At 73.9% G+C, this 11,061-nt stretch carries 10 protein-coding genes; 5 read left to right on the forward strand and 5 right to left on the reverse strand.

Annotated features, from left to right (window positions below; all coding sequences use genetic code 11):
• Positions 1-17: 17 nt before the first annotated feature.
• Positions 18-1,193 carry a M48 family metalloprotease gene (locus tag D450_RS0124400; RefSeq protein WP_161631160.1) on the forward strand — a complete coding sequence of 392 codons (1,176 nt, stop codon included), beginning with the start codon at positions 18-20 and terminating at the stop codon, positions 1,191-1,193.
• Between the two features lie 50 nt (positions 1,194-1,243).
• On the opposite strand, the gene purL is transcribed toward D450_RS0124400, so the two are convergent.
• The 5 genes from purL to purS all read right to left on the reverse strand — a co-directional run bounded on the left by purL (position 1,244) and on the right by purS (position 5,946).
• Positions 1,244-3,553 carry a phosphoribosylformylglycinamidine synthase subunit PurL gene (gene purL, locus D450_RS31190; protein ID WP_017541247.1) on the reverse strand — a complete coding sequence of 770 codons (2,310 nt, stop codon included), beginning with the start codon at positions 3,551-3,553 and terminating at the stop codon, positions 1,244-1,246.
• 149 nt (positions 3,554-3,702) lie between these two features.
• A complete protein-coding gene (locus D450_RS0124410) occupies positions 3,703-4,176 on the reverse strand; it encodes a hypothetical protein (protein WP_241483273.1) in 474 nt (157 codons plus the stop codon).
• A 58-nt stretch (positions 4,177-4,234) separates the two neighbouring features.
• Entirely contained in the window at positions 4,235-4,933 is a 699-nt protein-coding gene (gene purQ / locus D450_RS0124415) for a phosphoribosylformylglycinamidine synthase subunit PurQ (RefSeq protein WP_026128750.1), read from the reverse strand.
• 91 nt (positions 4,934-5,024) lie between these two features.
• On the reverse strand, positions 5,025-5,483 hold the full coding sequence (locus D450_RS0124420; RefSeq protein WP_241483274.1) for an ATP-binding protein: 459 nt from the start codon (positions 5,481-5,483) through the stop codon (positions 5,025-5,027).
• A gap of 217 nt (positions 5,484-5,700) precedes the next feature.
• Positions 5,701-5,946, reverse strand: a complete 246-nt coding sequence (gene purS, locus D450_RS0124425) for a phosphoribosylformylglycinamidine synthase subunit PurS (RefSeq protein WP_017541251.1) — start codon at positions 5,944-5,946, stop codon at positions 5,701-5,703.
• Between the two features lie 277 nt (positions 5,947-6,223).
• Here purS and D450_RS0124430 point away from each other — a divergent pair, with 277 nt between their 5' ends.
• The 4 genes from D450_RS0124430 to D450_RS0124445 all read left to right on the forward strand — a co-directional run bounded on the left by D450_RS0124430 (position 6,224) and on the right by D450_RS0124445 (position 10,838).
• Positions 6,224-6,826: a sigma-70 family RNA polymerase sigma factor gene (locus D450_RS0124430; protein WP_017541252.1), complete on the forward strand. Its 603-nt coding sequence runs from the start codon at positions 6,224-6,226 to the stop codon at positions 6,824-6,826.
• A 465-nt stretch (positions 6,827-7,291) separates the two neighbouring features.
• Positions 7,292-8,410, forward strand: a complete 1,119-nt coding sequence (gene pdhA, locus D450_RS0124435; protein WP_017541253.1) for a pyruvate dehydrogenase (acetyl-transferring) E1 component subunit alpha — start codon at positions 7,292-7,294, stop codon at positions 8,408-8,410.
• Positions 8,411-8,413: 3 nt separating this feature from the next.
• The gene (locus tag D450_RS0124440; protein WP_017541254.1) at positions 8,414-9,394 is read left to right on the forward strand and encodes an alpha-ketoacid dehydrogenase subunit beta; all 981 of its coding nucleotides are present in this window, start codon (positions 8,414-8,416) and stop codon (positions 9,392-9,394) included.
• Between the two features lie 22 nt (positions 9,395-9,416).
• Entirely contained in the window at positions 9,417-10,838 is a 1,422-nt protein-coding gene (locus D450_RS0124445) for a dihydrolipoamide acetyltransferase family protein (RefSeq protein ID WP_017541255.1), read from the forward strand.
• The last annotated feature ends 223 nt before the right edge of the window (positions 10,839-11,061 follow it).

Genomic DNA, 11,061 nt, shown 5'->3' on the forward strand with positions numbered 1-11,061 from the left:
TTGGTTGAATGCCCTGCATGAAGGCATTCGGCACGGCCCGGACGACGTGGGAGATCGCAGGCACCTGGCTCCTGGTGGCAGCGGTTCCCTTGGCCTATGCGTTCTGGTCGTGCGTGATGCTGCAGTGGGCCTCGGAGCACCGATCATGGGTGTGGATCCCCTGGTGGCTCGGGCTTCTCCCGATTCCCGCGTCGCTGGCGGCCGCAGTGTTCGGGGATGCGGAAGAGAAGGCCCCTCCCGTCCGCTGCAGAGTCGCCGAACGGCACGGCGAGCCGCGCTTGCACACCGTCGTCGACCGCGTCTGTGCGCTCACGGGCCAGGATCCGCCCGTCCTGTGGATCATGGAGACGGCCGCGCCCAACGCCCTGGTGCGCGTGCCGCCGAAGGCGGGGCCAAGGCCCTTCCCCCTGTTCGCGAAAGAGGGTCCGGCGCGGCTGTACGTCAGCCGCGGGCTGCTGGAGCTGCTGGACAACCGGCGTCTGGAAGCGGTCGTCGCGCACGAGTTCGCGCACCTGGCGCACGCCGACCGGCGGATGATGAAGTTCGCCCAGGGGTTGAGCCAGGGGCCGGCCATGCTCTTCTCCGCCCCGATCCTCTTCGTCACCAACGGCTTGGAGTACCTGGAGCGCCCTGTCTGCGCGCTGGCCCGGCTGTGCGGACGGCCCTGGAGTGCGGGCTGGGGCGAGAAGCGCCGCCCGCGGGGGGACCCCGGCCCGCCCCGCCGGGTCCCGCGGCCGTTCGCCGCCCCGTTGCTGATCCTCGCGGGCACCCTGCGGGCCGCGCTGCGGATCCTGATGTTCGCCCTGATGGTCACGCTGGTGCTGGTGGTCCTGTGGCTGGCGATCCCCGGCCATATCGTGGCCGCCTGGCTCGGCCGCCGCCGAGAGCTGGCCGCGGACCGCGCCGCGGCCGAGCTCACCGCTTCCCCGGCCGAGCTCGCGTCCGCCTTGGGCGCGATCGCGGGCGGCATGCACCGGGTCCCCGCCGAGGACCTCCGGGACATGGGGGCGTCGCTGCGGCAGGCCATCGTCCCGTTCCGGGACGGGGCGGCGGACGGGGACGGCTTCATCGCGACGGTCCGGTGGGCGGTGCGGACCCACCCGTCGACGGAGGAGCGGACGGCCCGGTTGGAGCGGATGTCCCGGCGCGCGGGCCGCGGCGCCCGGGGTCCGGACGGCGCCGTCCGGCGCTGAGGCGCACCGGCGGGGCGCGGAGCCTGGGCCCGTGCCCCGCCGGACACGCCCTACTCGGCGTCGAAGATCTCGGGGAGCGTGGCGGTGTGCGCCCGGCGCAGCTCGTCGACGGGGATCTCGAAGCCGCCGCCCTCGTAGGCGACCGCCACCGCGGTCCCGCCGACCGTGCCGATCGCCGCGGCGGGGACCCCGTTCCGGGAGCACAGCTCGCGGAAGGCGTCCTCGGCGTCCGGGCGCACCGCCACCACCGCGCGGGCCGTGGACTCGCTGAACAGCGCGGTGAAGGCGCCCTCGACGCCGCCCTCCAGGCGGACCGAGCACCCGGCGCCGCCGCGCAGCGCCGACTCGGCCAGCGCCACCGCCAGCCCGCCGTCGGACAGGTCGTGCGCGGCCGCCGCCACCCCGTACTCGGCGGCCGAGGCCAGCACCTCGCCCAGCGCCCGCTCGGCCTCCAGGTCCACCCGCGGCGGCAGCCCGCCCAGGTGGCCGTGGACCGTCCCGGCCCAGGCCGAACCGCCCAGCTCCGCGCGGGTCTCGCCGAGCAGGTACAGCGCCGCGCCGTCGTCGGCGGCGCGGAACGCCGAGGTGAGCCGGTCGTGCACGTCGCCGATCACGCCCAGCACGCCGATCACCGGGGTGGGGTCGATGGCGCTGTGGCCGGTCTGGTTGTAGAAGCTGACGTTGCCGCCGGTGACCGGGGTGCCCATGTCCCGGCAGGCCTCGGCCAGCCCGCGGGTGGACTCGGCGAACTGCCACATCACCCCCGGGTCTTCCGGCGAGCCGAAGTTCAGGCAGTTGGTCACCGCGATCGGCCGCGCGCCGGTGGCGGCCACGTTCCGGTAGGCCTCGGCGTAGGCGGCGCGGGTGCCGGTATAGGGGTCGAGCCGGGTGAAGCGGCCGTTGCCGTCGGTGGCCAGCGCGATGCCCCGGTCGGAGTCCTCGGCGATGCGCACCATGCCGCCGTCGGCCGGGGCGCCCAGCACCGTGTTGCCCATCACATAGGAGTCGTACTGCTGGGTGACCCACGTCGGGTCGCACACCCCCGGCGCCGCCAGCACCGACAGCAGCTGCTCGCGCAGCGCCGCGGCGTCCTTGGGCCGGTCCAGCCGGTCGGGGGTGTCGGCCTGCAGCGCGTCCTGCTCGGCGGGGCGTGCGTAGGGGCGCTCGTAGACCGGCCCCTCGTCGGCGGCGGTCCGCGGCGGAAGGTCGACGATGGTCTCGCCGTGCCAGGTCATCCGCAGCCGCCCGCCGCGCTCGGCCTCCTCCGGCGACACCTCGGTCACCTCGCCGATCACCGCGGCCTCGATGTTCCACTTGGCGCAGGCGGCCAGGAACGCCTCCAGCTTGGCGGGCTCCACCACCGCCATCATGCGCTCCTGGGACTCGCTCATCAGGATCTCCTCCGGCGTGAGCGTGGAGTCCCGCAGCGGAACGCGGTCCAGTTCGATCCGCATCCCGCCGGTGCCGCCCGCGGCCAGCTCGGTGGTGGCGCACGAGACGCCGGCCGCGCCCAGGTCCTGGATGCCCACCACCAGGTCCTCGGCGAACAGCTCCAGGCTGCACTCGATGAGCAGCTTCTCCAGGAACGGGTCGCCGACCTGGACGCTGGGCCGCTTGGCCTGGCTCTGGTCGTCGAAGGTGGCGCTGGCCAGCACCGACGCGCCGCCGATGCCGTCGGGGCCGGTGGTGGCGCCGAAGAGCACCACCTTGTTGCCCGGTCCGGGGGCCTGGGCGAGCTTGATGTCCTCGTGCCGCATCACGCCCACGCACAGCGCGTTGACCAGCGGGTTGGCCGCGTAGCCCGCGCCGAAGCCCAGCTCGCCGCCGATGTTGGGCAGCCCCAGGCAGTTGCCGTAGAAGGAGATGCCCGAGACCACCCCGGGCAGCACCCGGCGGGTGTCGGGGGCGTCGGCCGGGCCGAAGCGCAGCGCGTCCATCACCGCGATGGGGCGCGCGCCCATGGTGAGGATGTCGCGCACGATCCCGCCGACGCCGGTGGCCGCGCCCTGGTGCGGCTCGACGTAGGACGGGTGGTTGTGCGACTCGATCTTGAAGGTGACCGCGCGGCCCTCGCCCACGTCCACCACGCCCGCGTTCTCGCCCATGCCGACCAGGAGCGCGTCGGACTCGGGGGCCGTCTCCCCGAACCTCTTCAGGTGCACCTTGGAGCTCTTGTAGGAGCAGTGCTCGCTCCACATGACCGAGTAGATCGCCAGCTCGGCCGCTGTCGGGCGGCGGCCCAGGATCCGCCGGACGCGCGCGTACTCGTCGTCGGCCATGCCCAGTTCGGCGTAGGGCTGGGGGGTGTCCGGCGTGGTCTCGGCGTGGGCCACGGTGTCCATGGCGCGGGTGTGGGACATGCGGAGATCTTCCGTTCGGTGCGCTGCGGTTCGTGGTGCGCCGCGGTCGGCGCGCGCGGTGGTCGTGCGGGTGCGCGGCGGGGCGCCGCGCGGGGCCGCCGGGGCCCGGGGGCGGCGGGCCGGGGCGGAGGCGTGCTCGGCGGACGGGCTCAGTAGTGGGCGAGCACCACCGCCGCCGGTGTCGAGGAGTCCTGGGAGGCCGTGCTGGCCAGGGCCATCACCGAGCCGTCGGAGAGGACGAACTCGCCGGCGGGGACCTCCTCGTCGGGGTCGGCGCCCTCCGGGAGGAGCGGCTCCCACCCCTGGTCCATCAGGTGCCCGCGCACGTCCTCCAGGGCCTCCTCGGCCTCGAGGTCCCCGCCCTCGGCGGCCTCCAGGCCCACGGTCCGGTAGCACTCGCCCGGACGTTCGGGGGTGGCGGCCCGGCACTCCTGCCCCAGGTCGACGAAGCCGACCGAGGAGGGCGAGGTGCCCAGGGCGGATACCGGCGGGGCGTCGCGCGGCGGCTCCTGCTCCTGCGGCGGCGGCGTGCGGAGCGCGTTGAACAGCCCGGCCGCGCCTGTGGCCACCATCGCGAGGACGACGAGCCCCACCACCACGGCCATGGTCCGGCGGGACCGCATCAGCGCCATCATCGGGGTGCACCGCCTCCGGTCTCGCGTATCGGTCCGCTCGGTCGGCTCAATCCGCGCCGACCGGCACGGATCCGGCCAGGTGCGCCAGGACGGAGGTGAAGAACCCCAGCCCGTCCTCGGAGGGCCCGGTCAGGGCCTCGACGGCGTGCTCGGGGTGGGGCATCAGGCCCACCACGTTGCCGTGCTCGTTGGCGACCCCGGCGATGTCGCGGTCGGAGCCGTTGGGGGCCCCGCCGCTGTAGCGCACCACCACCCGGCCGGAGGCCTCCAGGGCGTCCAGGGTGGCGGCGTCGGCGGTGTAGCGGCCCTCGCCGCTCTTGAGCACCACCGTGATCTCCTCGCCCGGGGTGTAGCGGGCGGTCCAGGCGGTCGCGCCCGACTCCACCCGCAGCCGCTGCGGGCGGTTGACGAAGTGCAGCGACCGGTTGCGGGTCAGCGCGCCGGGCAGCAGGCGGCTCTCGCACAGGATCTGGAAGCCGTTGCAGATCCCCAGCACCGGCAGCGCGCCCGATCGGGCGGCCGGCACCAGTTCGCCCATCACCGGGGCGAACCGGGCGATGGCGCCGCAGCGCAGGTAGTCGCCGTAGGAGAAGCCGCCGGGCAGCACCACCGCGTCCACCCCCTTGAGGTCGGCCTCGGCGTGCCAGAGGGGGACCGGCTCGGCGCCGGCGATCCGGACGGCGCGCATGGCGTCCCGGTCGTCGAGGGATCCGGGGAACGTGACGACGCCCACACGGGCTGTCATGGGCACTCTCCGATGATGCGTCGGTGGTGGTGCCGCGGCTCGCGGCGCGGCGGACGGACCGGCCGGTGCCCGCGCGGCGGGCGGGACCTGGTCACGAGGTTACCGGTAGCCGGGGGCCGGGCGCGTCCCGCCCCCCGGGCCGGAGCTCCTCGGTGAGCAGCACGGTGGTGCGCCCCGGGCGGCCCGGCGGCGGCGTGCGGACCTCGACCTCGGAGACCAGTCCGCGCATCAGCGGCAGGCCGCGCCCGGACTCGGCGTCGGGGCCGGGCGGGCGGGGCGGCGGCACGGAGAAGCCGCGGCCCCGGTGGCTGACGGCGATCCGGCACCGCTGCTCGTCGGCGCTGACCTCGACCCGGTACTCCCGCGCCCCGTCGTTGTGCTCCACGGCGTTGGCGCACGCCTCCGAGGCGGCGGTGAGCAGGCGGAAGACGCGTTCGTCGTCGAGCCCGAGGGCGTGCAGCACCTTGCCGACGCACTCGCGCATCACCGGAACGGAGGAGGTCTGCGTCGGTAGGGCGAACGAGACGTCGACGTCCATCGTGGAAGTCACCCGGTCCCCGCTTTCGGTGGCGCTACCGGTTCCGCTTCCCGAGGCGGGGGCGATGAAACGGGTACTTCGGGGGCGAGCGGCGCGGAATCGGGCACCGGCGCGTGCGGGGACGGGCCCCTCCGCACCGGGGGTGCGCTCCCGTCGCGGGGACGGCGCCTTCCCCGGCGGTCGCCTGCGGCCGCACGCGGTGTCCGGCGGCCCCGTGGACCGTTCGGCGCTATTCGGCCACGCGCAGCTCGAAGTCCTCGATCACCGGGTTGGCGAGCAGGGTCTCGGCGAGCCGGCGGACCTCCTCCAGGCGGGCCTCGTCGGCCTCGCCGTCGATCTCCACCTCGAAGCGCTTGCCCTGGCGGACCTGCTCGACGCCGGAGAAGCCGAGGCGGCCGCAGGCCCCCACGATCGCCTGCCCCTGCGGGTCCAGGATCTCGGGCTTGAGCATGACGTCGACGATGACGCGGGCCACAGTTCCTCCGGCATGGTCTGGGAGTGGAGTCGAGGGAGCAGGAAAAGCGTACGGTACCTGCGGCGTCGCACGGGTAGCGGGACGGCGGAAGGGAGCGGGGCGGCACGGGCCGGGCCTGCGAAGGCAAAGGATCGCGGCCGCCTCGCCCGCAACCGCGGGAAGAGAGGTGATCCGTGACGGGCATCACCCGGGCAGCGGTCATCAATCGGCGCTAGTCTGCGCGTCTAACAGTTCGGTACCGATCGGTACCGACCACCGGTCGTCCTAAGGGGGAGTTTTGACGACCATCGAGATGGAGCGCACCGCCCCGCACGCCGAGGAGCAGAAGGGCCTCGACTTCGCGGAGGCCGTGACCCCGTACGCGGACCAGCTCTACCCGACGGCGCTGCGGATGACCCGCAACGCCGCCGACGCCGAGGACCTGGTGCAGGAGACCTTCGCCAAGGCCTTCGCCAACTTCCACCAGTTCCGGGCCGGCACCAATCTGAGGGCCTGGCTGTACCGCATCCTGACCAACACCTTCATCAACGGCTACCGCAAGAAGCAGCGCGAGCCGCGCCAGGACTCCACCGACGAGATCAAGGACTGGCAGCTGGCCGCCGCCGAGGCGCACACCTCCACCGGGGCCCGGTCCGCCGAGGCCGAGGTGCTGGACCACATGCCCGACTCCGACATCCGCTCGGCGCTGGCCGCGCTCCCCGAGGAGTTCCGCCTGGTCGTGTACCTGGTCGATGTCGAGGGCTTCCCGTACAAGGAGGTCGCCGCGCGCATGGGCACCCCGCTCGGAACGGTGATGTCGCGGCTGCACCGCGCACGCCGGCAGCTCCGGGAGCAGCTGGGGCACTACGCCCGCGAGCGCGGGGCGGGCGCCGCCGCCTGAGCGGTCCCGCCCGCCGTCCGCGGCGCGGTCCGCCCCCGGTTCCGGCCCTCCTCGATCCGTCCTCCCGCGACGCTCACCTCAGGTGACCACCGGTGACCGTCGCCACTCCGGACAGTCACTCTCGGTAGGCATATTTGCGGCGTTCGTGGCCGGTCCCCACTCCCCGGGGACCGGCCGCGCGTGTGTGCAGGGGGTGCCCGCCGCGGGTCCTCGGGGGTCCGAATTTTTCTTCGGACGGCCTTGTGAATCCTAGGAAGTCCTGGTAGTTGCGCTTTCTCCGGCGTCGGGGATCATGGGCCCGCAGCCGAAAAGGTGACGCCGGGGCTTGCGCCGGGCATGGTGAGGTCTGTCACGATATGCACCAGGGCCGCCCGTCAGACCCGTTACCCCGGGTGAGCGGGCGGAGGACCGGCCGGGCAGCGTCCACCCACGCGGCGTCGGCCCCGAGTACCCGAGGAGCGACAGGTGTCGGACACCACCGCGCACGACGAACCGGAGCTCGTCCAGCTCCTGACCCCCGACGGGGAGGTGCACACGCACCCCGACTACCCGCTGGAGATCGGCGGCGAACAGGCCCGGTCGCTCTACCGCGACCTGGTCCTGGTGCGCCGCGTGGACACCGAGGCGGTCGCCCTGCAGCGCCAGGGCGAACTGGGCCTGTGGGCGTCCCTGCTGGGCCAGGAGGCCGCCCAGATCGGCTCCGGCCGCGCCCTGCGCGACGGCGACATGGCCTTCCCCTCCTACCGCGAGCACGGCGTCGCCTGGTGCCGCGGCGTCGCCCCCAGGGAACTGCTGGGCATGTTCCGGGGCGTCACCAACGGCGGGTGGGACCCCGCCGAGCACGGCCTCCAGCTGTACACGATCGTCATCGGCAGCCAGGCGCTGCACGCCACCGGCTACGCCATGGGCGTCCAGCGCGACGGTGCGCTCGGCGAGGAGGGCGGCGACGCGGTCATCGCCTACTTCGGCGACGGCGCCACCAGCCAGGGCGACACCAACGAGGCGTTCAACTTCGCCGCGGTGAACAACGCGCCGGTCGTCTTCTTCTGCCAGAACAACCAGTGGGCCATCTCCGAGCCGCTGGACCGCCAGTCCCGGGTGCCGATCTACAAGCGCGCCTCCGGGTTCGGCTTCCCCGGCGTGCGGGTCGACGGCAACGACGTCTTCGCGACCCTGGCGGTCACCCGGGCCGCGCTGGAGAACGCCCGCGAGGGCAACGGCCCGACCCTGATCGAGGCGTTCACCTACCGGATGGGCGCGCACACCACCAACGACGACCCCACCCGCTACCGGGCCTCCGCCGAGCTGGAGGAGTGGAAGCGCAAGGACCCCATCCTGCGTCTGCGGGCCTACCTGGAGAAGCAGGGCCTGGCCGACGAGGAGTTCTTCGCGGGCGTCGACGAGGAGGCCGACCGGATCGGCGAGCAGGTCCGCACCGAGTGCCGCGCCCTGCCCGACCCGGCCCCCCTGGAGATCTTCGACGAGGTCTACGCCGAGCCCAACGTCCACATCGACCGCCAGCGGGCGGACTTCGCCGACTACCTCGCGTCCTTCGAGGACGCCGGGGCCGAAGGGGGTCGCTGACCGATGAGCGCCAACCTCACCATCGGAAAGGCCATCAACGCGGGGCTGCGCCGCGCCATGGAGGCCGACCCCAAGGTCCTGGTCATGGGCGAGGACGTCGGCCGCCTGGGCGGCGTCTTCCGGGTCACCGACCAGCTGCACAAGGACTTCGGCGCCGACCGGGTCATCGACACCCCGCTGGCCGAGTCGGGCATCGTCGGCACCGCCATCGGCCTGGCGCTGCGCGGCTACCGGCCGGTGTGCGAGATCCAGTTCGACGGGTTCTTCTTCCCCGCGGCCAACCAGACCTTCACCCAGCTGGCCAAGCTGCGCCGCCGCTCGGCCGGCAAGGTCAGCGTGCCGATCGTGCTGCGCATCCCCTACGGCGGCGGGATCGGCGCGGTCGAGCACCACAGCGAGTCGCCCGAAGCCTACTTCGCGCACACCGCGGGGCTGCGGGTGGTCACCGTCGCCAACGCGGTGGACGCCTACTGGATGATCCAGCAGGCGATCCGCAGCGAGGACCCGGTCGTCTTCCTGGAGCCCAAGCGGCGCTACTACGAGAAGGCCGAGGTGGACACCGACGCGGCGCTGGAGAGCGCGGAGCCGATGGGGCGCGCCCGCATCGCGCGTCCGGGCACCGACGCCACCCTGCTGGCCTACGGGCCCATGGTCAAGACCGCCCTGCAGGCGGCCGAGGCCGATGAGGAGCGCTCCATCGAGGTGATCGACCTGCGCTCGATCGCGCCGGTGGACTACGACACGGTGACCGAGTCGGTGCGCCGCACCGGACGCCTGGTGATCACGCACGAGGCGCCGCTCAGCCACGGCGTGGGCGGCGAGATCGCCGCGCGCGTCACCGAGGAGTGCTTCTACCACCTGGAGTCCCCGGTGATCCGGGTCGCCGCCTTCGACACCCCCTACCCGCAGTCCCGGCTGGAGGAGCACTACCTGCCGGACCTGGACCGGGTGCTGGACGGGGTCGACCGGGCGTTCGCGTACTGAGCCGAGGGAGTCGGAGAAGAGCATGGCGCAGAGTGGCATTCAGGAGTTCCGGCTGCCCGATGTCGGCGAGGGGCTGGTCGACGCCGAGATCCTGCAGTGGTACGTCCAGCCGGGCGACCGGGTCGAGGTCAACCAGATGATCTGCGAGATCGAGACCGCCAAGGCCGCGGTGGAGCTGCCCAGCCCGTACGCGGGCACGGTGCACGAGGTGCTGGCCGAGGCGGGGGCCACGGTCGAGGTCGGAAGCCCGATCATCCGGGTGGACGACGGCAGCGGCGGCGGGGAGTCCGCCTCCGCGGAGTCCGCCGGGGCGGAGTCCTCCGGGGCCGGGTCCGCCGGGGACACCGAGGAGAAGGAGAAGCCCCTCGTCGGCTACGGCGAGAAGGCCTCCTCCACCAAGCGGCGCCCGCGCCGCCGCCCGGCGGCCGCGGCCGCCGGCGGCGCGCAGGCGAACGGGAGCGCCCCCGAGGCGCCGGCGGCCCCCGCCGCGGAGGCCCATGAGGCGCAGGGCCCCGTGCTCACCAAGCCGCCCGTGCGCAAGCTGGCCAAGGATTTGGGCGTGGACCTGCGGGCGGTCGATCCCACCGGCGAGGGCGGCCTGGTCACCCGCGACGACGTGCGCCGCGCCGCCGAGGGCGCGGCACCCGCCGCACCCGCCGCGCCTTCGGAGGCGCCGGCCGCCGCCCCCGCGGCCCCGGCCTCCGCCGCGCCTTCCGCCGCACCGTCCGTCGACCGGTCGGCGCTGGAGGAGCGGATCCCGGTCAAGGGCGTGCGCAAGCGCACCGCCGCGGCGATGGTGGGCAGCGCGTTCACCGCCCCGCACGTCACCGAGTTCCTGCAGGTGGACGTCACCAGGACGATGAAGGCGGTGCGGCGGCTGCGCGAGCGGCCCGAGTTCGCCGACACCAAGGTCTCGCCGCTGCTGATGGTGGCGCGGGCACTGCTCACGGCGGTCCGGCGGCACCCCGAGGTCAACGCCTCCTGGGACGAGCAGGCGCAGGAGATCGTGCTCAAGAAGTACGTGAACCTGGGCATCGCGGCGGCGACCGAGCGCGGCCTGGTGGTCCCCAACATCAAGGACGCCCACGCCAAGCCGCTGCCGGACCTGGCGCGGGACCTGCAGGCGCTGACCGAGACGGCGCGGGCGGGCAAGACGTCCCCGGCGGACATGACCGGCGGGACGATCACCATCACCAACGTCGGCGTCTTCGGCGTCGACGCGGGCACGCCCATCCTCAACCCGGGCGAGGCCGCGATCCTGGCCTTCGGCCAGATCCGCGACATGCCCTGGGCGCACAAGGGGAAGCTGAAGCTGCGGAAGGTGACGACGCTGTCCCTGTCCTTCGACCACCGCCTGGTCGACGGCGAACTCGGCTCCAAGGTCCTCCGCGACATCGGCACCATGCTGGAGGACCCCGAACAGGTCGCCCTGGCCTGGGGCTGAGGCCCTGAGCCGGACTCCGGCGGCTCGGGAGGCGCACGGCGCCGCCCGAGCCGCCGAGTACGGGCGCATCGGTGGGTTCCCCGGCTTCACGCTCCGCTCCCTCACCTCGGCCGACAACGATGAGCGGGCGCACATGCCGATCCCGGCCGGGGCACCCCGCCGCTGAGCGGAGCGATGGCACGGTCGACGCGCCCGTGCCGCCGCGGCGGCTCGGCAGGGGGGG

It is taken from the genome of Nocardiopsis halophila DSM 44494 (genome assembly GCF_000341245.1).
GTDB lineage: Bacteria > Actinomycetota > Actinomycetes > Streptosporangiales > Streptosporangiaceae > Nocardiopsis_A > Nocardiopsis_A halophila.

What these genes read in the sequence shown, in the direction of transcription:
- D450_RS0124400 (WP_161631160.1), top strand. Translation starts at nt 18, where the DNA reads ATGAAGGCATTCGGCACGGCCCGGACGACGTGGGAGATCGCAGGCACC.
- purL (WP_017541247.1), bottom strand. Translation starts at nt 3,553, where the DNA reads ATGTCCCACACCCGCGCCATGGACACCGTGGCCCACGCCGAGACCACG.
- D450_RS0124410 (WP_241483273.1), bottom strand. Translation starts at nt 4,176, where the DNA reads ATGCGGTCCCGCCGGACCATGGCCGTGGTGGTGGGGCTCGTCGTCCTC.
- purQ (WP_026128750.1), bottom strand. Translation starts at nt 4,933, where the DNA reads ATGACAGCCCGTGTGGGCGTCGTCACGTTCCCCGGATCCCTCGACGAC.
- D450_RS0124440 (WP_017541254.1), top strand. Translation starts at nt 8,414, where the DNA reads ATGAGCGCCAACCTCACCATCGGAAAGGCCATCAACGCGGGGCTGCGC.
- D450_RS0124445 (WP_017541255.1), top strand. Translation starts at nt 9,417, where the DNA reads ATGGCGCAGAGTGGCATTCAGGAGTTCCGGCTGCCCGATGTCGGCGAG.